Origin of the sequence: Streptomyces sp. NPDC014894, from assembly GCF_043080985.1 — a bacterium.
Classification (GTDB): domain Bacteria; phylum Actinomycetota; class Actinomycetes; order Streptomycetales; family Streptomycetaceae; genus Streptomyces.
Genome location: NZ_JBIBWD010000021.1, coordinates 10820 through 34659, shown reverse-complemented (window position 1 = coordinate 34659; position 23840 = coordinate 10820). Strand labels below are relative to the sequence as shown.

The following is a 23840-nucleotide window of genomic DNA, read 5'->3' as shown; positions in this document are numbered from 1 at the left end:
CTCTCCCCCTTCGCCTCAGCCGGCCACGGCTTCGAGCAGCAGAGAGTGCGGACAGTCCAGATAGTCGTCCCAGAACTCGGCCCCGAAGAGTTTCACCCCCTCCGCCGAGACGGTGGGCCGGATCCACGAGATCCCGGTGAACCCGGCCCGGCGCAGGGCCTCCTCCTGCGCCTCGCGGGACCAGTAGACGAAGTCGAGACCGAGGGTGTGCTCGCCGAACCAAGCCCGCAGCACCCCGGCCGCGCCGTCGTGCCGGGGCTCCGCGAGGGCGGGCTCCAGACCGTAGGGCCGATACCTGCCGGGTGCGACGGAGAGCCCGGGGTTCATCGTGTACGTCAGAAACCGTCCGGGCCCGCCCGCCCGCAGGGCCCGCCGCGCCGTCGCGCACATCGCCGTCAGCTCGTCCATCGTGCGGGCATAAGGCAGCATGTACACCGCAGTGACCAGGTCGAAACGATTCTCCAGCTCCGCCGGGGAATCGGCCGTCGCATCGCCCAGCAGGAAGCGGACGCCCAGCCCGTCCCGCTCCTCCCGCCGCCGCGCGTAGTCGATCATCGGCTCGGACGAGTCCAGCCCGACGGCCCGCGCCGCTCCCGCGCTCCTCAGCATCCTGGTGAAGAGCCCGCTCCCGCACCCCATGTCCAGGACCGCCAGCCCGTCCACCGCGCCGGCCGCCAGCCGGAAACTGTGCGCCTCGACATGCTCACGTAACGGCATCGCGCTCATGCTCCTTTCGTATGCCGTCACCGTCTCGTCGAACTGGCTGTCCACTGCCGATCGCGTACTGCCGCTCATACGTGTCCCTCCGGGGAAGGCGGCGCGGAACCCCTCGCGGGCGCGCCACGGACGCGGAGCACCCCCGCCGGGGATGGCGGCGGCTCCTTGACGATCTTGCGTCAGTCTCGGCGTCCTGTCTTCGCCCAGATTGCTGTCCCGCAGGAGGTACGAGGACGAACCATCCCCTCTCGCCCACCCGCCCCCACCCACGGGAACAGATCCCTCCGCCGGCCCTCCGCCGACTCTCCGCCCCGCCCCGCGCCCCGGCCGCCGCCGAGCCGGCCGCGCGGTGATCGCCCAGGGCGCCCTGTCAGGGGCATGTGCCACGTATGCGCAGGCCAGGCGCGGTGAGGGTCAAACCCCTGGTATTGTTTTCCCTGTCGCCACGGGAAACCGGGCGGTCACCTGGTCCGGGTGGCGGAATGGCAGACGCGCTAGCTTGAGGTGCTAGTGCCCTTTATCGGGCGTGGGGGTTCAAGTCCCCCCTCGGACACCAGCGATATTTCGCATGAATACGCAGGTTGGCTTTACAGAACTCCCAGTACCGGCTCGTCCGGCTGGGAGTTCTTTTGTGTGCGGGATCCTGTTCGGTGCGGGTGCGCCCGGGGGGCCCGCCGCGCCGGCCACCGGATCCCGGAGATCGCTTCGGAGGGTCTTCCGTGGGCGGTCATGACTCCTCCGCGCGCCCGGCCGGCCGTCGGGCGGTTCTCGCCCGGGCCGCCGCCGAGGAGCGGATGCCCGGACGCCTGCGCCCCCGCGTCAACGCCGAGTGCCGGTTGTTCCTGCTCGGCCGCAGCCGCGCCGACCGTGCCCGCTGGTGTTCGATGGCCGTCTGCGGCAACGGTGAGAAGGCGCGCCGTTGCTATGAGCGCACCGCTGACCCGTCCCGGGGGCCCGGTGCGAGCGGCGCCCGGCGCTCCGGCCGAAAGGGCCGCGATCCACTCGCGCGGCCTCGGCCATGAGCTGTGATCATTCACAGCTCAGGATCGACTTTCGACACAGGTCTGTTCGACGCGGGTCTAGAAGACGTCGCGCAGGGTTTTCAGGAGGCGGGCGATGTTCTCCTCGTCGCGGCGGTAGTAGGTCCACTTGCCCCGCCGGGTGGCGATCACCAGCCCTGCTTGCCGCAGCATCGTGAGGTACTGCGAGGTGGTCGACTGCCCCAGACCCGCACGTCGCTGGATGTCGGTCACGCAGACGCCGATCTCGATGTCGTCGGGCTCCTGGCCGGGGAAGCTCATCGGCTCCTTGAGCCACACCAGGATCTGGCGGCGGGCCGGATTGGACAGGGCCCGGAACACAGCCAGCAACTCCGCCTCCGAGAACACGCGACGATCTTAACGCATATACAGATTGACGATTCGCGATATGACGATCTAAGTTCGTCGCATGTCGACTTCGATGCGTGTGATGGAACTCGTCCGCTTCGGTGACGCGGAAGACGCGTTCGCCGCCCGAGAGCTGCCAAGGCCCGCTCCGGGGCCCGGCCAGGTGCTGGTGCGCGTGATGGCCACGTCCGTGAACCCCCTCGACCTGCAGACCCGGCGCGGCGACTACCGCGACCAGGTGGCGCTGCCCGCGGTGATCGGCAACGACGTGTCCGGCGTCGTGGTCGAGACCGGCCCTGGGGCGGACGACTTCCATTCGGGTGACGAGGTCTGGTACATAGCGCCGGCCTTCGACGGACCGGGCTCCTATGCCGAGTTCCATGTGGTCGACCAGGCCCTGGTCGCCCGCAAGCCCGCACGGTTGTCGCATGTCGAGGCCGCCGGTCTCGGGGTCGTGGGGGTGACGGTGTGGGAGGCGCTGGTCGAACGAGCCGGGGTGCGGGCCGGGGAACGGGTCCTGGTGCACGGCGGAGCGGGCGGAGTCGGCTCCGCCGCCATCCAGGTCGCCCGCGCGCTGGGGGCCGAGGTGGTGACCACCGCTCGGGCGAGGGACCACGCGTTCGTCTCCGGCCTTGGGGCGGACCACGCGATCGACTTCTCGACCGGAGACTACGCGCCGCGGGTCCGCGAGCTGGGCGGGGTGGACGTCGTCCTGGACACGGTGGGCGGGGACACCCTCGCCCGCAGCCCGGAGGTCCTCGCCGACCGGGGTCGCGTGGTGACCATCGTCGACACCCCCGAACCGCAGAATCTGCTCGCCGCGTGGGGCGTGAACGCGACCTACCACTTCCTCTTCGCCGGCCCCGGCCGGGCGAAGTTCGAAGCCCTCGGCCGCCTGGTCGACCAGGGCGAACTCCGGCCGGTGATCGGCACGGTGCTCCCGCTGGACGAGATCGTGCAGGCGCACACGCTGCTGGAGGGCGGCTCCACCGCCGACGGCCGCCGACGCCCTCGCGGCAAGATCGCCATCGCCGTGCACCCCCTCGACGAGCCGCCGCACCGGACGACGCCGTCGCGCTGAGCAACCGGCTGCCCATTGCCGATCCATCCGGCCTGCCGCCTTCCCTCCGCTCGGCTGTGGAGACGAGTGGGGGGTGGCACGTGCCCGAAGGGATCAGTCCAGGAGCGCGGTCGCCTCGACCTCGACGAGGACGTCCGGCTCGAAGAGGTACTCGACGCCGATGAGGGAGGCCGGGGGCAGGGGAAGCGGGAGGCCGATCTCGTCGGCGACGGCCTCCACGCCCGCCATGAAGTCGCCGATCTTCTCCGGGCTCCACCGGGTCACATAGAACGTCAGACGCAGTACGTCCGCGAACGACGCCCCCGCGCCCGACAGTCCGACGGCGGTGTTGCGCAGGGCGTGGGCGACCTGCCCGGCCAGATCGCCGGGCGCGACGGGAGTGCCGTCGGCCCGGCGGGCGACCTGGCCGCTGACGTGGACGTGCCTCGACCCGGTGCCCACGGCGACATGGTGGTACGGGGTCGGCTGCGGCATGCCTTCCGGGGTGAAGTGCTGAACGGTCATGGTCTCTCTCCCGCGAAGTAGGTATCTTTAAGCTACCTAGTGGCAGGAAGACACTTCAACGAGACCAGGTTTCGCCATGGATACCGACGACGAACTCCGCATCGACGCCCCGCACCGCGAACTGCTCGACCAGGTCCTCGACAAGTGGTCGCTCAGCGTTCTCAACGAGCTGTGCGAACGCCCCTGCCGCTTCAACGAACTGCGCCGGGCCATCCCCCGAGTCACACAGAAGTCGCTGACCGCCACGCTCCGGCGGCTCGAACGCAACGGCGTGATCGAGCGCGAGGTCGTCTCCACCCGCCCCGTGGCGGTCAGGTACCGGATCACCCCGCTCGGCAAGACCCTCCGGCGCCCCGTCGACGTGCTGCTGGCCTGGGCCGCCCAGAACATGCCCGCCATCGAGCGCGCCCGCGAAGGCTTCGACGCGCGGGAGGAGGGGGCCGGCCTCCCTGAGACGGCCCCCGACCACCCGCCGGCCCGCCGCGCTCCCGCCGCCCGGTGAAACCACGGCTCAGCCAGTGAAATCCCGCCGTGGCACGAGAGTCGAACGGGCGATCAGGCACGAGAGGATCCCTCCGGTCGGCAAGAATCCACTTTCCGCCCTCCGGCAGGCTCCGCCGAGAGCTGCGGGGCTTGCGGCGGTGGATCGGCATGCCCGTCGCGGCGTGATCGCCCGGTGCCCAGCCGTCTCCCGCCCGCGGTCCCAGGCCGGAATGCGCCGCGTCCGAGAAGCGATGCCGAGCAGGCTGCTTGCCGGGTACGGGGTGATCTGATCGGCCTCGATGCCCTCCGGCAGAGCCGTCCTCGACCCCGGGAGGGCCTTCGCAGGACTGAGCCGGACGGCATGGGGCGCTCTGAGGTATCTGCGTCCTCTGGTGATCGCGACGGCGACGTGGAGTGGGCGTGTGCCCGTGCGGGGTGTCACTTCACGGAGGTCGCGGCGCCGTTGGGGGCGCAGCGGACCGTCCACGGTTCCTCGGGACCCAGGCTGCTCTCGTGGATGCGGATGTGGACCTGCGTCGCGGGTCTGTCGCCCGGGACCTGGGCGTGGGCGGCGGTACAGACGATCTGGCTGATGACGGTGAGGTCGAGTTCGCCTGTGGCGACTTGGAGGGGGATGGAAATGTCGACGGTGCCGGTTGTCGTGGTGGCGGTGAGACGGCCGACCGCCGAGGGGATTTGAGTGGTCAGGCCGCGTTCGCGTTCGGCGGCGGTGGGGCCTTTCAGGAGCAGGTCGAGAGCCTGCTGCGGGTCAAGCGGCCGGTCCGTGGGGCGGGTGACGGCGCGGACGCCGTAGGGGTCGGCGAAGTAGATGCGGACGGAACTGTCCGTGGTGCCGGGCTGCGGGACGCCCGAGGCGGGCGCACCCGCCCGCACCGGTCCGGTGGCGCTGATCCCACAGCCGGCAGCCGCGGCGACGAGCAGGGCGGCAGCGCAGGCGCGGAAGGCGCGCCGTCCCCGGGGGGCGTGGATCATCGCTGTTCCTGGGGGGACGCGGCGAGCGGAAGGGCGAGGGTGAAGACGGCGCCGCGGCCGGGGGCGTTGCCCGCGGTCAGGACGCCGCCGTGCAGGAGAGCGTTCTCCTGGGCGATGGCCAGGCCGAGGCCGCTGCCTTCCGAGCGGGCGCGCGCCGCGTCGGCCTTGTAGAAGCGTTCGAAGACATGCGGAAGTACGTCGGCGGGGATGCCGGGGCCGTGATCGGTGACCGTGACGACCGCCTGGTCGTCCTCGACGCGGGCGGAGACGGTGACGGGGGGACTGCCGTGGCGCAGGGCGTTGCCGATGAGGTTGGCCAGGACGACATCGACACGGCGTGGGTCGGCGTGTACCGGAACCGGGGCCGGCAGGTCGGTGCCGACGCGTTCGTCGTCGGCCCAACCGCGCAGCCGCAGGGTTTTGGACACGATGGCCCGCAGGTCCAGATTCTCCGCGTCCAGCGGGGCGGCCCCGGCGTCAAAACGCGACACCTCCATCAGATCCTCCACCAGCCGGGCGATCTTGCGGGTCTCCCCGCTGATCAGCCGGACGGCGTCGGCGGTGTCGGCGGGCAGGGCGCCGCACGCGGCGTCCTCGTCGAGGACCTCCGTAACGGCGATCATGGCCGCGAGGGGAGTGCGCAGCTCATGGGCGACGTCGGCGGCGAAACGGCGCGCGCCCGCTTCCATGCGGCGCAGCTCGGCGTCGTCCTTCTGCAAGGTCGCGGCCATGGTGTTGAAGGAGCGGGTCAGATCGGCGAGTTCGTCGTGCCCCTCGGCGTCGAGACGGGTGTCGAACTTCCCCGCGGCGACGCGTTCGGCGCCGCTGCGCAGCCGTCGTACCGGGCGCAGCACGCTGCGGGCGGCGAACAGGGCCGGGATGACGGCGAGGACGAGTGAGGGAATCGCTCCGGTGCGGGCGGCGGTGACGAGAGCGTCGATATCGGCCCGGTCGTCGTCGAGCGGGAAGGAGGCGTAGACGGTGAGTCCGGAGAGCTTGCCCGCCCTGTTGGGTCGTGCCGGGTCGGGGGTGTGGGCGACGGGCATGCCGACGGTCAGCCGGGGATCGCCGTCGCCTTCGGTGCGTTCGTATGCTGCCTGGCCGTTGTCCTGGACGGCTTCGCGCAGTCCCCGGGGCACGGGCGGTGCGCCGGGGGAGGCCGAGACGGGATCGCCGCCCTGGTACGACGCGGAGGAACGCCATGCCCGGGCGCCTCCGGCCCGGTCGAGCTGGAGGGTGAGGCCGCGCAGGTCTTTACCGCTGGGGGGCATGGTCAGGTCGGGGGCGAGCGAGTCGAGCTGGGCGCGCAGGTCGGCGACGGCGGAGTTCTGGGTGCGCTCCAGGATGGCCGAGCGGGCCTGCTGGAAGGTGAGGCCCGCGGTGAGCAGGGCGCCGAAGGCCGCGGCCACGAGGAAGGCGGCGACGAGCCGTGCCCGCAGCCCCCTGGGAAGGCGGAACCGGGTGCTCACTCCACGGGTCCGAAGCGGTAGCCGAAGCCGCGCACGGTCTGCACGTACACCGGCCGGCGCGGATGGTTCTCGATCTTGGCGCGCAGCCGCATCACGCAGGCGTCGACGAGTCGGACGTCCCCGTAGAAGGCGTACTCCCAGACCTGCTCCAACAGCTGGTGCCGGCTGTAGACCTGTCCCGGGGTCGAGGTGAGGAACAGCAGCAGTTTCAGCTCGGAAGGAGCCAGGGGCAGTTCCGCGCCGTGTTTGGTCACGACCAGGGTGGTGCGGTCCACCGTGAGGTCGGCATAGTGCTCCACTCCGGTCGGGAGCACTGCCCCCCGGGCGTCCTGGGAGGGCGCCACCCGGCGCAGAACGGCCTTCATCCGGGCTTCGATGATCTCGCCGCCGGCCGGTTTGGTGATGTAGTCGTCGGCGCCCGCCTCCAGTCCGACGACCATGTCGATCTCGTCGCCGCGGGCGGAGAGGATGATGATCGGAACCTGCTTGCTCTCACGGATCCGGCGGCACACCTCCAGGCCGCTCATCCGCGGCAGCATCAGATCGAGCAGCACCAGATCGGGCCGGTAGCGCTCCAGGGCGAGGAGCCCGGTCTCGCCCCGGGCGGCGACCTCCACGTCGTGACCCCGGCGCCCGAGCGCGAGCGAGACGCCCTTCTGCACGGCGGGGTCGTCTTCTATGAGCAGGACTCGTGCCATGGGCGGTGCTCACTTCTCCATCTGCTCGGTCTGGGCGAGGGGCATTTCCGACCAGGATGTTCGAAGGGTATGACGCTTTTCCCCGTACTTCATGATGAAACGATGACAACCGGTCGTTGCCGGTCAATGCCCGGTTCTGTCGGAGGCATGAGCGATCACACACACAGCAGCCGGAGCGCCCGCACAGTCCGACGGACGGTGGTCACCACCGCCGCGGTCCTGGTTCTGGCAGGGACGGCCGCCATCACGATGACGGCGGATTCGAGCGATGAGGCGACCGGCGGCACGGCGGCGGGCCCGAGGGCGGCTGCCGCTCCCGCCCTGCCCACGCCCACCGTGGACACGGCCATCGTCCGGGAGTCCGAGGACACCGGGAAAACGGTGAACCTCACGCTCGACGACGGCCCCGACCCGCGCTGGACCCCCAAGGCACTGGAACTGCTGAAACGGCACAAGGCCAAGGCCGTCTTCTGCCTGACCGGCCCGAACGCCGCCGCCCACCCCGACCTCGTCAAGAGGATGGTCGCCGAAGGCCACCGGCTGTGCGACCACGCGGTCAGCCACGACACCGCCATGGACAAGAAGCCCGTCGCCTACCAGCAGAAGGAGATCCTCGACGCCAAGAAGATGATCGACCGGGCGTCCGGGGGAGCCCGCGTCCGGTACTACCGCGCCCCGGGCGGCGCCTTCACCCCGCCAAGCCGCCAGATCGCGGCTGCCCACGGGATGCGGAGCCTCGGCTGGAACGTCGATCCCGGCGACTTCCGCCGGCCCGGCGCCGACACGATCGTCCGTGCGGTGAAGAACCAGATCCCCCGAGGGCCGACGGTTCTCCTCCACGACGGGGGCGGGAACCGGGCCCAGACGATCGAGGCCATGGAGCGACTCCTCCCCTGGTTCACCGAGCAGGGCTACGCCTTCAGCTTCCCCCGGGCCGCATGACGCTCGCTCACGCGATCCTCGTCCCCGGCGCGGGATCGACACGGTGGGGCGTCCGGCGTCGAGCCGGATCGCCGGAGCCGTCCCCGGCGGGACCCGCCGACCCGCGCCCCTGACCGCGCCGACAGGCACCGCACGGATGCCGCGGTGACCAGGGCTCTGGCAACGTATGCCGACCTGTCTCCCGGTACGTGACGAGACGAAAACAGCCTCCCGGTCACTCCGCCCGGCCGGTTTCGCTGGAGTCATGAACAGCACGAACTCCTTCTCCCCCCGACGCGGGCACACCGTCCGCCTCGTCCTCCTCGCGGCGACGAGCGGGCTTGCCCTCACCGCCTGCGGCGGTGCCGACGACACTCCTGCCCGCGCCACCACAGCCGCGGTACCCGGCGACCAATCGTCCGCCGGCGGTGAGAAGAAGGGCACGAGGCCGGACAGACTCCTGTGGATGGGCGACTCCATCGGCGAGGCGCAGGCCCCGGCTCTCGGGGCGGCCATGACCGCCGGCGGCATCACGTTCAAATCCGTGGCCGCCGCCGGCGGTGGCGGTGTGGTCGGCGAGACAGCCGCTCCGACCTGGGAAGAACTCCCCGGAGAACTGGCCGCGTTCAAGCCGGACGTCGTCGCCTACCAGATCACCACCTTCGACTGGGGCACCCCCCAGGAGCAGCGCGCCGCCTACGAGCGCCTGACCAAGACCGTGAACGACGCGGGCGCCGAACTCGTCATCGTGTCCGTACCCCCCTTCAAGATCGACGACTTCTACAAGCCCCACGCGGCCGCGATCGACACCGCCCCGAAGTCGGCCGAGAGCGTCGCCGAGCAGCATCCGGACACCGTCCACTTCCTCGATGCCTCGACGCTGTGGGGCACCGACAGCACCGCCGCCGAGGCACAGCGCAGCGAGGACGGCATCCACTCCTGCCAGCAGGGCTCGGCCGCTTTCGCGCAGTGGTTCGGCAAGAAGCTCGACACGCTCTACCCCTTCACCCCGGCAGCGGCCGGCCAGTGGGCCACGGGGGCATGGACCGCCGACAAGGTGTACGGAAAGTTCGGCTGCTCGTAGCCGGCCGGAGAGGGCGGTCGACGCCCGTTCCCGCACCGGAAACCGACGCAGGGGTGTCGCGGTCCATGTGCGCCGCGGCACCCGGCTCACCCCGACGGAGACCCATGACCAGCCGAACACCTCCCTGCCTCCGACGCCCCCGCTCCGGGGCCACCGTCCCGCCGTCGCCCGCCGGGCGGCACATCGCACCGCTCGACGGACTGCGCGGGCTCGCCGTTCTGGGCGTGCTGTTCTTCCACGCCGGCCACTTCAGCGGCGGCTTCCTCGGTGTCGACCTGTTCTTCGTCCTGTCCGGATTCCTGATCACCGGTCTGCTGCTGAGGGAGGCACGGGCACACGACGGCCGTATCGATCTCCTCGGCTTCTGGGGACGACGGGCACGCCGGCTGCTGCCCGCCCTCGCCGTCATGATCGCGGGCACCCTGCTCCTCCTGTGGGCCCTCGGCCCGCCGTCCCTGCTCCGCCACGCGCTCGACGACACCCCCTGGGTGCTGGCGAACCTCACCAACTGGCACTTCATCGCCGACCAGGTCGGCTACTGGCAGGCCGGCGACACCCGAGTCTTCGGCCACTTGTGGAGCATCGCCGTCGAGGAGCAGTTCTACCTCCTGTGGCCGCTGGTGATCGGCCTCGCGGCCCGAGGCCGGTACGGAGACCGGCGCGTTGCGGCGGTGGCCGTGACCGGCGCGGCCCTCTCCCTGATCGTCATGATCGCTCTCACCGATCCGGTCGACACCACCCGCGTCTACGAGGGCACCGACACCCGCGCCTTCTCCCTCCTCCTCGGCGCACTGACGGCCACCGCCACCGCGTCCCGCGTCCTGGACCGCATCGGCGAACGGGCGGCCGGATGGTGGGCCCTCGTCCTGGCCTGCGGGATCGGCGTCCACTGGATCACGGCCGACGGACAGGACTCGCCCTCCCTCTTCCACGGAGGGCTCTTCCTCCACGCACTGGCCGCGGCTCTGCTGATCGCCTGCCTCGCCCGGGCCCCACGCACTCCCGTCGGACAGATCCTCGGCACCCCCGCCCTGCGCTGGTTCGGCCTGATCTCCTACAGCCTCTATCTGTGGCACTGGCCCGTCTACCTGATGCTCAGCGAGGAACGCCTCGGCATGGCCGGCTGGGGCCGTACAGCCGTCATCATCGGCGTATCCGTCGCAGCCGCCGCGGCCTCCAAGACGCTCGTCGAGGACCCCATCCGGTTCCGGGCCCGCTGGGCACAAGGCCGCAGGGGAGCAGCCGTCCTCCTCGCCGCCTTCTTCGCGCTGGCGGCCCTGTGGGCCCTCATCCCCGAGCCGCGGACCGGAGCCGGAACCGTCGACATCACGCGCCTCGCCCCCGGGGGCGGCGCCCTCCGGTCATGAGGGCCGTGCGGCCCTCGTACCCGCGTACGGGACCCGGCAGGGCGTTTAATACCATGATTCGGACGCACTGTTGATGAAGGGACCGATCACCCCATGGCGACCAGGCGCACCCCTCCCGTCGTACTCGTCCATGACGCCGACGCCGTCCACGCGGACCTCGTCGCCGCGCTGGAAGCGGCCGACCCGTCGTCGCGGCCCGGGCTCCAGGAGGCGCTGAGCGTGGTCGAACGGCACCGGGCGTCGACGGACGAGCAGCGGACGGCGCGGTGGGTGCGCCGGACCCTGCGCGACGCGGGGGCCGATCCCGAGCGGGACCACGTCCACGCCGTGAGGACGCTGCGCGAGGCCGTGCCCGGACTCGGTCTCATCGCCGCGAACGACCTCGTCAAGTCCGCCGGGCGGGACCGGCCCTGAAGGCCCCCCGGCCCGTGCCGGGGAGCCGGTGACGATCAGCGGGCGAGGGCGACGGGCAGGGTCTCGAAGCCCCGGAGGCCCAGGCCGGCGCGGCGGCGGGGCGGGCCCGCCGGGGCGAGGCGGGAGCCGGGCGCGGAGAGCAGGCCGAGAAGGACCTCCGCCTCCAGATTGGCGAGTTGGGCCCCCAGGCAGAAGTGCACACCGGCCGCGTACGACAGATGCGCGTTGTCGCCCCGGCCGACGTCGAAGCGGTCGGGGTCGGGGAACCGCGCGGGATCCCGGTTGGCCGCGCCGATCACCGTGATCACCGTCTGACCCGGCATCAGATCGACCCCCGCGAACCGCAGGGGCTCCCGCGCCACCCGGGCGTCCAGCTGGGCCGGGGCGTCGTACCGCAGCATCTCCTGCACCGCCGACGGGACGAGATCGGGCCGGCCGCGCAGCCGCTCCAGCTCGTCGGGGCGCTCCAGCAGCGCCCGCACCCCGTTCCCCAGCAGATGGGTCGTGGTCTTGATGCCCGCGCCCAGGAGCAGCAGCGCGGTGGAGGCGATCTCCTCGTCGCCCAGACCGCCGTCCCCGGAGGCGTTGGCCAGCCTGCTGAGCAGATCGTCGGTCGGGCGCGCCCTTCGTTCGGCGATCAGCTCGGTGAAGAAGCCGCACAGCGCGCGCTGCGCGCCGGCCGCCGTACGGAACACCTCGGCGTCCGTGACCGGCTCCATCAGCGCGGCCAGCGCCATCGCCAGCGGCAGTACGGCGGCCCGGTCCCCGGCCGGGACGCCGAGCAGATCCGCCATCACGATCTCCGGCAGCGGCCCCGCCACCGCCGCCATGAAATCGCCCTCCCCGGCGTCGGCGAGCGCGCCGAGCAGCCGGTCCGCGTGCGCGGTCACCGCCGGTCGCAGCGCCTCCACCTGACGGTGGGTGAAGACCGCGCCCACCGGCCTCCGCAGCCGGGCGTGATGGGGCGGGTCGACGAAGGCCATACTGAGCCGCAGCGTCGCCATCACCTCCCTGACCTGCTCCTCGGGCACAGGAGCGAGCCGGAAGCCGTCCATGTCGTCCCCCCGCCCCAGCGAGCGGTGCCGCAGGGCCGCGTCGCACTCCGCGTGGCCCGTCAGGATCAGCGCGCCGTCGCCCGCCAGCAGCGCCGGAGCCAGCTCCCGCAGCCTGCGGTAGTCCGGGTAGGGATCGTCGGCCGCCGGATTCCCCATGATCTCCAGGAAGACGGCCTCGGCGGCGGGGTCGCGGCGCGCCGCGACCCCGGTGGTTCCGTGCGGTGTCCGGTCGGTCCGGTCATCCATGCGGTGCTCCCACTCCTTCGCCCCGTACCGGGGGACTGTCGTGCGCGTGAGGTCTCACTCGGCCGGGCGGTGCGCGGTGACCAGCACATAGCCCAGCTCGCCGATATCGCTCAGCCGGGCCGGATCCAGCTGGTACGCCGGGTCGTCGCCGTAGGTCGCGTCCAGCTGCTCCCGGGCCTCGCGCATACGCCGGGACAGCTCCTGGGTGGTGCGCCGCATCACGTGGTCGGTGATGTCCAGCACCTCGTCGAGGACCAGACCCGCCGAGCGCACCAGCTCCGGATAGGAGTCGAGCGTGACCATCGGGCTCATCTCGGCCGCCCGGAAGAAGGCGTCCACGGTGTCCTGCCGCTCCCCGTCCAGCGGCGCCCGTTCGCACAGATCGGTCAGGACCACCCGGCCGCCGGGGCGGACCACCCGGGCGATCTCGCGCAGCGCGCGGGCGCGGTCCGGCATGTGGATGACGGACTCCAGCAGCCAGGCCGCGTCGAACGAGGCGTCCGGGTGAGGCAGCGCCATGGCGTCGGCGTATCCGAACCGCACCCGCCCGCCGAGCCCGGAGTGTTCGGCGAGCCGGGTGGCGAGGGTGATCTGCTCCCGGCTCACGGTGATGCCGGTGACCTCGGCCCCGGTGGCGCGGGCCAGCCGGACCGCCGGGCCCCCGATTCCGCAGCCGACGTCGAGGAGATGGCCGCCGGGGGAGAGCACCACCTTCTCGATCATCAGATCGGTGAGCCGGGCCGACGCCTCCTCGAAGGTGGCGGGGTCCTCCGGCGACTCCCAGTAGCCGTAGTGGAGATCGGCGTGCGGGGAGACCTCCGGGGTCAGCCGGGCGAAGCGGTCGTAGACCTCCCCGACGCCGGCCGGGGTGGGCGCGGCGACTCCCGGGGGCTCCCGCCGCGCGGTGCCCGGCCCGCCGCCCGCGCTCGGCTCCGCGCCCGTGTCCGTGCCGGCGCTCGTGACCCCGCCCGCCTCCGTGCCCGTGCCCGTACCCGTCTCCGCGCCCATGCTCATGCCCCTCTCCGTCTCCGTGTTCGCGTCCATGGCGGGGTTCCTCAACTCCGCCGAGTCCTCCGCCGAGTCCTCCGCCGAGTCCTCCGTCGGCTTCTCCGCCGAGCGCCTTCCCGGCGGCCGCACCGCGCCGCGGGACCCTCCGGAACCGGCCCGTCTCACCAGGAGACCGGGAAGCGGTGCATGCCGTACACGAACATCTCCGACCGCAGGGACAGCTCCTCCGGCGGCACCGCGACCCGCAGCCGGGGAAAGCGGCGGAACAGCGCCGCGTACGCCACCCGCATCTCGATGCGCGCCAGATGCTGCCCGATGCACTGGTGCATACCGTGGCCGAACGCCAGATGCCCCGACGCCGAACGGCCGACGTCCAGCTCATGGGCGTTCGGGAAGCGATGGGGATCGCGGTTGGCCGCCGGGGCGGACGTCATCACCACCTCGCCCTTGCGGATCAGCCGCCCGGCCAGCTCCACATCCTCCAGCGCCGCCCGCAGCGGGCCGAACTGGCCGATGCTCAAGTAGCGCAGAAGCTCGTCCACGGCCGAGTCCATGAGCGCCGGGCGCTCGCGCAGGGCCGCCAGCTGCTCCGGGTGGCGCAGCAGCGCGTACACCCCCAGCGAGAGCATGTTCGCCGTCGTCTCGTGCCCGGCGACGAGCAGCAGCTTCCCGACGCCCGCGATCTCGGACTCGTCCAGCTCCCCGGAGGACACCAGCCCGCCGAGCAGATCGTCGTCCGAACCGGTCCGTTTACGGCGCACGGTGTCGAGCATCAGCTCGTCCAGGCCCGTGTTCGCCGCCGCCATCTCCTCCGGAGTGCTGCCCGACGACACCATGACGGCCGCGTGGTCCTGGAACGCCTCATGGGCCTCGTACGGCACCCCGAGCAGTTCGCAGATGGTCAGCGCCGGAATCGGCAGGGCGAAGTCGGCCACCAGGTCGGCGGGGGAGCCGCGGCGCTCCATCGCGTCGAGACGCCCTTCGGCGATCTCCTCGACGCGCGAGGTGAGCCGCCGCATCCGCCGCATGGTGAACTGACCGGCCAGCAGCGTACGGAACCGGGTGTGCCGCGGCGCGTCCATGCCCACGAAGAACCCGGGCGGCGCGGGCCTCGCCTCCCACGGGTACGGCACCGGCATCCGCAGCAGCTCGGTACGGGAGCTGAAGCGGGCGTCGCCGAGCACGGTCCGCACCACCTGGTGCCCGGTGGCGAGCCAGCCCACCGAACCGTCGGGGAACGCCATCCGGGTCAGCGGCCCCTCCTCGCTCAGCCGGAGCAGCTCGCGCGGCGGGTCGAAGGGGGAGGTGCGGACCGTGGGCAGCGTCACCGGGCGGGTGGATCCGTGCGTCATCCTGCCTCTTTCCGATCGGCCGCGAACAGCGCGCGCCGGCGGCCGCGCGAAGCCGGGGCTCCGGGCGCGCCGCCGTCGCGGACCGCCGGCGGGGAGTGCGGGCTCACGACCCGACCGCCTCAGCCTGGTACCGGAGGATCACGGTCCTCAACTCCTGTATTGCGCGGGATTCATCCACCACGCACCCGGCGGCGGTGAGCAATCTGGGCGATGACAGCGAGGGCCGGGCACCGCAGTCTGGGGTGGGCCGGCCGGGGCGGGCCGTCCGGCGTGCCCGTTCCGGCCCGGGGACCACCGGCCGGCCGGGCCGGGTGAGCGAGCGCCATGAGGCGGTAGTGGAGTGCTGATTCGTGACAACCGGTGAACGCGACCCCATCGCGGTGGTCTCCCTGGGCTGCCGCCTCCCCGGCGGGGTCACCACCCCCGAGGAGCTGTGGGAGCTGGTGGCCGCCGGCCGCGACGCGATGTCCGCCTTCCCCGAGGACCGAGGCTGGGACCTGGACCGGCTGCGCGCCGCCGACGACGGGCTCCCGGGCGTCTCCACCCCCCGCGAGGGCGGCTTCCTCGACGGCGCCGCCGACTTCGACGCGGGCCTCTTCGGCATCTCCCCGCGGGAGGCGCTGGCGATGGACCCGCAGCAGCGGCTGCTCCTGGAGACCTCCTGGGAGACCCTGGAACGCGCCGGGGTGCCGCCCACCTCGCTGCGCGGCGAGCCGGTCGGGGTGTTCACCGGCACCGGCGGCCAGGACTATCTGACGCTCCTTCAGCGGGCGCAGGGGCAGGCGGCCGGACACACCCTCACCGGCAGCGCCGCGAGCGTGCTCTCCGGAAGGGTCGCCTACACCCTGGGCCTCAAGGGACCCGCGATCACCGTCGACACCGCCTCCTCCGCCTCCCTGGTCGCCCTGCACCTGGCGTGCCGCGCGCTCGACCGGGGCGACTGCTCCCTCGCGCTGGCGGGCGGCGTGAACGTCATGTCCACGCCCGCCATGTTCGTGGAGTACAGCCGGCTGCGCGGCCTCGCCCCCGACGGCCGGGCCAAGCCCTTCTCCGCCGCCGCCGACGGCACCGCCTGGGCCGAGGGCGTCGGCGTGATCCTGCTGGAGCGGCTCTCCGACGCGCGGGCCCACGGACATCCGGTGCTCGCGCTGATCCGGGGATCCGCGGTCAACCAGGACGGCGCGAGCGACGGGCTCACCGCCCCCGACGTCCACGCGCAGCGCGATGTCGTACGGCGGGCCCTCGCGGACGCCGGACTGACCGCCTCCGACGTGGACGCCGTGGAGGCGCACGGCACCGGCACCGCCCTCGGCGACCCGGTGGAGGCCGCGGCGCTCCAGGCGGCGTACGGGCCGGGGCGCGAGCCGGGCCGACCGCTGTGGCTCGGCTCGCTCAAGTCCAATCTCGGGCACGCCCAGGCCGCCGCCGGGGTCGCCGCGACCATCAAGACCGTGCTGGCCCTCCGGCACGGCGTACTGCCCCGGACCCTGCGCGTCGAGGAGCCCTCCCCGCACATCGACTGGGCGGCGGGCCCGCTGGCCCTCCTCCGGGAGGAGCGGGCGTGGCCGCGTACGGGCCGGCCCCGGCGGGCCGCCGTCTCCGGGTACGGGATCAGCGGCACCAACGCGCATCTGATCCTGGAGGAGGCGCCCGGGGCCGTATCCCTGGGGCCCGCCGCCGTACCTGTCGGCACAGGGGATACGGTCCCGTCCGCCGGGGCGCGCGCTTCCGTCAACGCCCCGTCGGCAGGGGCCCGCAACCCCGCCACGGCCCCTTCCGGCGGGTCCCGCGCCGTGGCCTGGGCGGTGTCGGCCCGCGGCGAGGAGGCCCTGCGGGCCCAGGCGCGGCGGCTGTCGGCCTGGGCGCGGGCCGAGACGGCGAACGGCGAGGTCGAGACGGCGAAGGGCGGGGCCGACGGGGCCGCGCGGGATTCTTCCGGGACCGCGCAGGACCGGGCCGGGACCGCGCAGGACCGGGCCGGGACCGGGAAGGCCGCGCGGCCGGCGGCCGGCACCGTCCCGGCCGTCCCGTTCGACCCCGCCGACGCCGCCCGCGCCCTGGCGTCCGGGCGGGCCGCCCTGGAGCACCGGGCCGTCGTCGTCGCCGACGACGGCGCGCCGCACACGCTGCTCGCCGGACTGGACGCGCTGTCCCGGGGCGAACAGGACCCCGGCGTGATCGAGGGCGTCGCCCGCCGGGACGCCCGGCTCGCGGTGCTCTTCACCGGCCAGGGCGCCCAGCGCCTCGGCATGGGCGACGGGCTGCGCGCCCGGTTCCCGGTGTTCGACCACGCCTTCACGGCCGTCTGCTCCGAGCTGGACCGGGAACTCGCCGGGCACGTCCCCGAACCGGTCGCCGACGTGATCAGCGGCCGCCGCGCCCGCACCGGGGCCGAACTGCCGGACGCCGCCGAACTCCTCGACCGCACCGTCTACACCCAGGCCGCGCTCTTCGCCGTCGAGACCGCGCTGCTGAGGCTCGTCGAGTCCTGGGGCGTACGGCCGGACGTCGTCGGCGGCCACTCCGTCGGGGAGATCGTCGCCGCGCAGGCGGCGGGCGTGCTGTCGCCGCGCGACGCGGCCCGGCTGGTCGCCGCCCGGGGACGGCTGATGCAGGCCCTGCCGCCGGGGGGCGCGATGGCCGCCCTCGACGCCACCGAGGACCGGGCCGCCGAGCTGATCGCGGCCGCGGGGCCCGGCGTCGGCCTCGCCGCCGTCAACGGCCCCGAGTCCGTGGTGGTCTCCGGCGACGAGAAGGCCGTTCTCACGATCGCCGCCGCCTGGCGCGAGCGGGGCGGCAGGGCCAGACGGCTGCGGGTCTCGCACGCCTTCCACTCGCCCCGGATGGACCCCATGCTGGACGCCTTCCGCGCCGAGCTGGAGCAGCTGACCTTCCACCCGCCGAGGCTGCCGCTCCTCTCCAACCTCACCGGCCGGCTCGCCCCGGCCGGCGAGCCCCTCACCCCGGAGTACTGGGTGGAGCACGTCCGCCGGGCCGTTCGCTTCGGCGACGGAGTGGCCGCCCTCGCCGCCGGCGGGGCCACCGTCTTCCTGGAGCTGGGACCCGACGGAGTGCTCAGCGGCCTGGGACCCGGAGCGCTCGCCGGCCGGGACAACGCCGGCCCGGAACCGCTCTTCGTACCCGCCCTGCGGGCCGGCCGGCCCGAGCACCCCGTACTCCTCGCCGGGCTCGCCCGGGCCTGGACGGAGGGCGTGCCCGTCGACTGGGCCGCCGTCGCGGGCGACGGACCGCCGCCGCGCACCGATCTGCCGACCTACGCCTTCCAGCGCTCCCGCTACTGGGTCGAGGCCGACCCCGGAGCGGCCGGCGATGTACGGGCGGCGGGTCTCGCCCCCGCGGACCACCCCCTCCTCGGCGCGGCCGCGGAGATCCCCGGCGCCGGCGGCGTGCTGCTCACCGGACGTCTCTCCCGGCGCGCCCAGCCCTGGCCGGACGGCGTCTGCCCGCCCGCCCTCCTGCTGGAGCTGGCCGTCCGCGCCGGGGACGAGACCGGCCGGGACCGGATCGACGAACTCACCCTGGAATCCCCCCTCGTGCTCCCCGAGCACGGCGCGCTCTCCCTCCAGGTCCTCGCCGGCCCCCCGGCCCCCGGCCCCGGCGGCCCGCGCCCGCTCACCGTCCACAGCCGCCGGGACGACGCCCCGCCGGGAAGCCCCTGGACCCGCCACGCCTTCGGCAGCCTCACCGCATCGGCCGCCGAGCCCCCGCCGCCGGGCGCACCGAGCGAGCGGCGTACGGCCGACCTCGCGGGGACCTGGCCGCCGCGCGGCGCGGTGGCGGCGCGGCGCCCGACGGAGGCGGTACGGGGGCTGTGGCGGCGGGGCCGGGAGACCTTCGGCGAGACGGCGCTCACCCGGGAGACCTCGGGGGCGGCAGCGGCGTACGGCATCCATCCGGCGCTGCTGGAAGGCGCGCTGGACGTGGCCCGCGCCGCGTGGGACGACACCGTGTCGGGCGACACAACGTCGGACGACGCCGCGCCGGGCGACGTCACGGACGACACCCACCCGTCGGCCGACACCCCGGCGGACGACGCCGCGCGGGCGGACGCGGCTCCGCCCGGACTGACGCTCCGGGGCCTGGTGCTCCACGCCGCCGGAGCCGTCGCCCTGCGGGTGCGGGTCGAGCCCCGGCCCGGCGGCGGACTGTCGCTGCACGCCGCCGACGAGACCGGACGGCCCGTGCTGTCGGTGGCCGCGCTGGAGCGGACCGAGGGCCCCGGGCCGGTGCCGTTCGGCGGGATCCGCCGGGGGACACCGCACCGGGTGGAGTGGACCGCCGCCGCGCCGCCGGGCCCGCCCGCCGACCGGGGGCGGTGCGCGCTCGTCGGCGCCGACCCCGCCGGAGTGCGCGGCGCGCTCATGGCCGCCGGTCTCTACACCGACGCCCACCGGGATCTCGACGCCCTCGGCGACGCCCTCACGGCGGGCGGCCCCGCGCCGGACACCGTCATCCTGCTCGGAGCCTCCTTCACCGCCACCGCCACCGCCACCGCCACAGCCACAGCCACCGCCACCGGGTCCGGCGTGCCGCGCGATCCGTACGAGCACGCCCCGAGCCCCTGCCGTGCCCTGGACCGCTGGCGGTCCGACGACCGGCTGCGCGCCGCCCGGCTCGTCCTGCTGACCCGGCACACGGTGGCCGCCCGTGACGGCGAGGACGTCCCGGGCCTGGTGGACGCGCCGCTGGTCGGCCTGATCCGGTCGGTCCAGGCCGAACACCCCGACAGCTGCGCCCTCCTCGATCTCGACGACAGCCCGGCGTCCCGGCGCGCCCTGGCCGCCGCCCTGCGCGCCGACGCGCCGCAGCTCGCGCTCCGCCGGGGCGTCCCGTACACGCCCCGTCTCACCCCGGTGGAGTGGCCCGACCGGATCCCGGAGCCGACCCCGGGCGGCACCGCGCTCATCACCGGCGGGACCGGCCCGCTGGGCGCGTCGCTCGCCCGGCGGCTCGTCGAGCGCCACGGCGTACGCCATCTGCTGCTGCTGACCGGCCCCGGGGGGCACGACGCGGGCGCCGGCCCCGCCGCGGCCGAACTCGGCGGCGCGCCGGTGACGGTCACCGTCGCCGACATCGATCCCGCCGACCCGATCGCCCTCGCCGCCCTTCTCGACGAGGTGCCCGACGCGCGTCCGCTCACCGTCGTCGTCCACGCGGCCACGGGACACGCGGCCGCGGGACACGCGGCCGCGGGCGACACGGCCACAGGAGACGCGCACACGGGCGACACGGCGGCACACGCGAGCGGACCGGGCGAAGACGAAGGCGGAGGCGGAGGCGACCCGGGCGGCGGCGGGGCCGCGGCCGTCGCCCGCACTCTCGACCGCCTCACCCGCGGCAGACCGCTCGACGCCTTCGTCCTCCTCTCGCACGCCGACGGCACACTCGGCGCACCGCCCGGCCGGCTCGCGCGCGCCGCCGAGGCCGCCGCCCTCGACGCCGTGGCCCTGGCCCGGCACGCCGCCGGAGAGCCCGCCGTCAGCATCGCCGGAGGCCACTGGCACACCGCCGCCGACGCCTGCGCCGGCGCGGGCACGAGCGGCCCGGCGGGCTTCGAACCGCTCGGCCTCCCCGACGCCCCCGACCTCCTGGACGCCGCGCGGGCCCTCGGCGCCCCCGTACTCCTGCCCGCCGAGGTGAACACGGCCGCGCTGCGGGCCCGGGCCCGGACCGGCCGCCTCCACCCGCTGCTGCGGCGGCTGGTACGGCTGCCGGACCGCCCCGCCGCCCGGATCCGCGCCGAGGCGGCGGCGGACGACAACGCGCTCCGGGCGCGGCTCGCCGCCCTGCCGGACGCCGGCCGCGACACCCTGCTGCACGGCCTCGTACGCACCCATGTGGCCGCCGTGCTGTCCTACGCCTCGCCCGACGAGGTCGACACCGGACGCCCCCTCAAGGACCTCGGACTGGAGTCGCTCAGCGCGATCGAGTTCCGCAACCGCCTCAACCGGGCCACGGGCCTGCGGCTGCCGACCACCCTGGTCCGCGACTGCCCCACCGCCGACCTGCTGGTGCGTCACCTCAAGGAACGGCTCGGCTGAGCACGGGCCGCCCACCACACCCCCGTACCACCACCGAAAGGCGGAAGCGCGCCCCGTGAACGTAACCGGCGTCCACCTCAGCTCCGTGGCCACCCATCTGCCGCCCCACACGACCGCCGAGGACGCGATCGCCCAGGGCCTGTACGACCAGGAGCTGTACGACACCATCGGCTGGCGCGGCACCCATGTCGCCGGCGACCTCGCCGCCCCCGACATGGCCGTACTCGCCGCCCGCACCGCCCTGGAGCGCCGGGCCGACCCGGGCGAGCCGATCGAGTCCTTCCTCCACTCCGGGGCCTTCTACCAGGGGCCCGACGACATCTCCGTACCCGGCTACATCATGCGCGAACTCGGCCTCGGCCGGATCCCGTCGCTGGAGATCCGACAGGGCTGCAACGGCATGCTCGCGAGCCTGGAGACCGCCGTCGGCCAGCTCACCGGCGCCGCCCGGCGCGGCAGCGCGCTGATCACCTCCGCCGAGAACTACTCCACCCCGCTCATCGACCGCTGGCGGGGCTTCGCCCCGGCCATCGTGGTCGGCGACGGCGCGGCGGCCGTGACCCTCAGCGCGGAGTCCGGATTCGCCGAGGTCCTCGCCGTCAACTCCGCCACCCTGCCCGAACTGGAGGGCTGGCACCGGGGCGACGACGATCTGCTGCCGCCCAGGGAGCCCAGGTTCGAGCCGCTCAGCCTCGCGCGGACGGTGAGGGAGTTCACCGAGTCGGTGATGCCCATGACCGAGGCGATCGACCTCATCAGCGCCTTCAGCCTCGAACTGCTGCAGCGCTCGATCGTCGACGCGGGCATCAACGCCTCCGACGTCGCCGCCGTGATCTCCGTCAACGCCGACGGCCGGGCCCTGGACCAGTGGTTCCTGGAGCCCCTCGGCATCCCGGCGGGCCGCTCCAGCTGGGAACTCGGCCGCCACACCGGCCATATGGGCGGCTGCGACCAGTTCGTCACACTCGACCGCATGCTGGCCTCCGGAGCGATCGGCGCGGGCGACCACGTCCTTCTGCACTCCGCGGCCCCCGGCTGGACCGGCACCACCGCCGCCATCCGCATCGACGACCGTCCATCGTGGCTCGACTGAGGGGGAGACCCATGTCCGAACACACCGTCGCCGACCACCCCGTGTGGGATCTGCTGCTGCCGCCCAGCGAGCACGGCTCCCCGCACCGCCATGTGGTCCGCGCCCACGGACACCGACTGACCTTCGCCGACGGCGCGGAGGTGCTGGACGCGACCTCCGGGCTGTGGAACGCCAACCTCGGCTACGGCAACGAGGCCGTCGCCGAGGCCGTCGCCCGGGCCACCGCCGAGGCGTCGTACATGGGAGCCTTCCGCCGCAGCCACGACTACGCCCGGGACGCCGCCCGCGCCCTCATCGAGGCCGCCGGGCCCGACGCGTACGCGCGCGTCCTCTTCTCGACCTCCGGCAGCTCGGCCAACGACGTCGCCATGAAGATCGCACGGCAGTACGCCAGCCTGCGCGGCCAGGAGGACCGCAAACTGATCGTCGGCCTCCGCGGCAGCTACCACGGCCAGACCTACGGCGGATTCTCGCTCTCCGGCGAGGACTTCCGGAAGCCGATGTACGGCGCGGACACCAGCCTCATCCGCCACGTCGGCCACGACGACCCGCGGGAGCTGACCCGGCTGCTGGAGGAGTGCGGCTCCCAGGTCGCCTCCGTGGTCGTCGAACCGGTCCTCGGCAGCGGCTCGCTCGCCCTGGGCGCCGACATGGTCAAAGCCCTCGTCACCCTCCGCCGCGAACACGGCTATCTGCTGGTCTGCGACGAGGTCGCCGCCGGATTCGGCCGTACGGGAACGCTCTTCGCCAGCGAACTGTGGCCCGAGTCGCCCGATCTGCTGCTCACCTCCAAGGGCCTGACCAACGGATCCTGCGCCGCCTCCGCCGTCCTCGTCGGCCACCGCGTCTGGGACGAGTTCGCCGAGCACGACGCGACCCTCATCCACGGCGAGACCCAGGCGGGCACCCCCGCCAGCTGCGCCGCGATCGTCGCCACCCTCCAGCAGATCCGCGAACTCGACGCCCTGAGCACGGCCCGCCGCAACGGGCGGCTGCTCGCCGAGGGGCTCAAGGGGCTCGTGGCGCGGCTCGACCTCGCCGCCGAGGTCACCGGTCTGGGCTGCTTCCAGGCGCTGCATCTGCGGACCCCGTCCGGCGCGCCGTACTGGCAGCCGCACGTCATGCGGATGCTGGACGCGGTGCGGGCCCGGGGCGTCCTGGTGTATCCCGGCCCCAGCGCGCTCCAGTTCTTCCCCGCGCTGACCTGGTCCGAGGCGGAGATCGGCGAACTGCTCGCGGCGGTGGAGGCCGGTCTCACCGACTTCGCCGCCGCGCGCGAGGCGAGGGCGGCCGCCAGGGAGTCCGCCCGCGCCTCCTGAGAGCGCCGGCGCCCGGGCCAAGCCCCCGGGCCGCCGGCGCATCCGGCCCGCCCGGGTGACGGCTCCACCCGGGCGGGCCCTCGGACTGCCCTTCGGGCCTGACCCCGCGCTCGGCCGGGCTTCCCCGCCGCGGTGGGTCTGCGGCTCGGTCCGGTCTCCGACCGGGCGGCCGCCTGTCCCGGCCGGGTCCGGGGCTCGGTCGGGCTTGCCCTCGGGCTCCGTTTCCTGGGCTGCCCAGGACTCGACCGGACATCGGCCGAGGCGGGCCCGGGCTCGGTGGGGCCTTGGGCCGGGCGGCCGCCTGTCCCGGTCGGGCCCCCGCTCGGGTGGGTCGGGGGCTCGGCGGGGCTTGCCCTCGGGCTCCGTTTCCTGGGCTGCGCAGGATTCGACCGGACATCGGCCGAGGCGGGCCCGGGGCTCGGTGGGGCCTTGGGCCGGGCGGCCGCCTGTCCCGGTCGGGTCCGTGTTCGGGTGGGTCGGGGGCTCGGTCGGGCTTGCCCTCGGGCTCCGTTTCCTGGGCTGCGCAGGATTCGACCGGACATCGGCCGAGGCGGGCCCGGGGCTCGGTGGGGCCTTGGGCCGGGCG

General features: G+C 73.9%; 17 protein-coding genes, 1 tRNA gene and 2 pseudogenes. 11 read left to right on the top strand and 9 right to left on the bottom strand.

Annotation, left to right across the window (positions count from 1 at the left end; translation table 11 throughout):
• Nucleotides 1-15: 15 nt before the first annotated feature.
• A complete protein-coding gene (locus tag ACF089_RS33305) occupies nt 16-717 on the bottom strand; it encodes a class I SAM-dependent methyltransferase (RefSeq protein ID WP_392035044.1) in 702 nt (233 codons plus the stop codon).
• Nucleotides 718-1185: 468 nt separating this feature from the next.
• Between ACF089_RS33305 and ACF089_RS33300 the strand changes: the two genes are divergently transcribed.
• Together ACF089_RS33300 and ACF089_RS33295 are read left to right on the top strand one after the other, a co-directional pair.
• Nucleotides 1186-1273, top strand: a tRNA-Leu gene (locus ACF089_RS33300).
• A gap of 128 nt (nt 1274-1401) precedes the next feature.
• Nucleotides 1402-1652: pseudogene (locus ACF089_RS33295) on the top strand (CGNR zinc finger domain-containing protein); the annotation flags it as partial.
• A gap of 144 nt (nt 1653-1796) precedes the next feature.
• On the opposite strand, the gene ACF089_RS33290 reads toward ACF089_RS33295, so the two are convergent.
• Nucleotides 1797-2105, bottom strand: coding sequence for an ArsR/SmtB family transcription factor (locus ACF089_RS33290; protein ID WP_392035040.1), 309 nt, complete (start codon nt 2103-2105; stop codon nt 1797-1799).
• 61 nt (nt 2106-2166) lie between these two features.
• On the opposite strand from ACF089_RS33290, the gene ACF089_RS33285 reads away from it, so the two are divergent.
• The gene (locus ACF089_RS33285; protein WP_392035038.1) at nt 2167-3186 is read left to right on the top strand and encodes a zinc-binding dehydrogenase; all 1020 of its coding nucleotides are present in this window, start codon (nt 2167-2169) and stop codon (nt 3184-3186) included.
• Between the two features lie 93 nt (nt 3187-3279).
• Here the strand turns inward: ACF089_RS33285 and ACF089_RS33280 are convergent, their stop codons facing one another.
• Nucleotides 3280-3690, bottom strand: coding sequence for a RidA family protein (locus tag ACF089_RS33280; protein ID WP_392035035.1), 411 nt, complete (start codon nt 3688-3690; stop codon nt 3280-3282).
• Between the two features lie 76 nt (nt 3691-3766).
• Between ACF089_RS33280 and ACF089_RS33275 the strand changes: the two genes are divergently transcribed.
• On the top strand, nt 3767-4192 hold the full coding sequence (locus ACF089_RS33275; protein ID WP_392035032.1) for a winged helix-turn-helix transcriptional regulator: 426 nt from the start codon (nt 3767-3769) through the stop codon (nt 4190-4192).
• A gap of 419 nt (nt 4193-4611) precedes the next feature.
• Here the strand turns inward: ACF089_RS33275 and ACF089_RS33270 are convergent, their stop codons facing one another.
• The 3 genes from ACF089_RS33270 to ACF089_RS33260 are packed head-to-tail and all read right to left on the bottom strand — an operon-like array spanning nt 4612 to nt 7333.
• Nucleotides 4612-5166, bottom strand: a complete 555-nt coding sequence (locus ACF089_RS33270; RefSeq protein ID WP_392035030.1) for a GerMN domain-containing protein — start codon at nt 5164-5166, stop codon at nt 4612-4614.
• On the bottom strand, nt 5163-6635 hold the full coding sequence (locus ACF089_RS33265; RefSeq protein WP_392035027.1) for an ATP-binding protein: 1473 nt from the start codon (nt 6633-6635) through the stop codon (nt 5163-5165). The genes ACF089_RS33270 and ACF089_RS33265 overlap by 4 nt, the downstream gene beginning before the upstream one ends.
• Entirely contained in the window at nt 6632-7333 is a 702-nt protein-coding gene (locus tag ACF089_RS33260; RefSeq protein ID WP_392035024.1) for a response regulator, read from the bottom strand. Before ACF089_RS33260 ends, ACF089_RS33265 begins: the two co-directional genes overlap by 4 nt.
• Nucleotides 7334-7480: 147 nt before the next feature.
• On the opposite strand from ACF089_RS33260, the gene ACF089_RS33255 reads away from it, so the two are divergent.
• The 4 genes from ACF089_RS33255 to ACF089_RS33240 all read left to right on the top strand — a co-directional run bounded on the left by ACF089_RS33255 (nt 7481) and on the right by ACF089_RS33240 (nt 11119).
• On the top strand, nt 7481-8275 hold the full coding sequence (locus ACF089_RS33255; RefSeq protein WP_392035021.1) for a polysaccharide deacetylase family protein: 795 nt from the start codon (nt 7481-7483) through the stop codon (nt 8273-8275).
• Nucleotides 8276-8519: 244 nt separating this feature from the next.
• Nucleotides 8520-9338, top strand: a complete 819-nt coding sequence (locus ACF089_RS33250; protein ID WP_392035018.1) for an SGNH/GDSL hydrolase family protein — start codon at nt 8520-8522, stop codon at nt 9336-9338.
• 104 nt (nt 9339-9442) lie between these two features.
• Complete coding sequence (locus tag ACF089_RS33245; protein WP_392035015.1) at nt 9443-10705, top strand: acyltransferase family protein; 1263 nt, start codon at nt 9443-9445, stop codon at nt 10703-10705.
• Nucleotides 10706-10798: 93 nt separating this feature from the next.
• Nucleotides 10799-11119 (top strand): hypothetical protein, encoded by a 321-nt coding sequence (locus ACF089_RS33240; RefSeq protein WP_392035013.1) that lies wholly within the window; start codon nt 10799-10801, stop codon nt 11117-11119.
• A 35-nt stretch (nt 11120-11154) separates the two neighbouring features.
• Here the strand turns inward: ACF089_RS33240 and ACF089_RS33235 are convergent, their stop codons facing one another.
• From ACF089_RS33235 to ACF089_RS33225, 3 genes are all read right to left on the bottom strand, one after another.
• Nucleotides 11155-12420 (bottom strand): cytochrome P450, encoded by a 1266-nt coding sequence (locus tag ACF089_RS33235; RefSeq protein WP_392035010.1) that lies wholly within the window; start codon nt 12418-12420, stop codon nt 11155-11157.
• Between the two features lie 54 nt (nt 12421-12474).
• Nucleotides 12475-13464, bottom strand: a complete 990-nt coding sequence (locus ACF089_RS33230; RefSeq protein WP_392035007.1) for an SAM-dependent methyltransferase — start codon at nt 13462-13464, stop codon at nt 12475-12477.
• 125 nt (nt 13465-13589) lie between these two features.
• Nucleotides 13590-14780 (bottom strand): cytochrome P450, encoded by a 1191-nt coding sequence (locus ACF089_RS33225; RefSeq protein ID WP_392035004.1) that lies wholly within the window; start codon nt 14778-14780, stop codon nt 13590-13592.
• Between the two features lie 368 nt (nt 14781-15148).
• On the opposite strand from ACF089_RS33225, the pseudogene ACF089_RS33220 reads away from it, so the two are divergent.
• The 3 genes and pseudogenes from ACF089_RS33220 to mpaD form a co-directional block, all read left to right on the top strand.
• Nucleotides 15149-20842: pseudogene (locus ACF089_RS33220) on the top strand (beta-ketoacyl synthase N-terminal-like domain-containing protein); the annotation flags it as partial.
• A gap of 55 nt (nt 20843-20897) precedes the next feature.
• Nucleotides 20898-21935: a ketoacyl-ACP synthase III family protein gene (locus tag ACF089_RS33215; protein ID WP_392035001.1), complete on the top strand. Its 1038-nt coding sequence runs from the start codon at nt 20898-20900 to the stop codon at nt 21933-21935.
• Between the two features lie 11 nt (nt 21936-21946).
• Entirely contained in the window at nt 21947-23254 is a 1308-nt protein-coding gene (gene mpaD / locus ACF089_RS33210; protein WP_392034998.1) for a daptide-type RiPP biosynthesis aminotransferase, read from the top strand.
• The last annotated feature ends 586 nt before the right edge of the window (nt 23255-23840 follow it).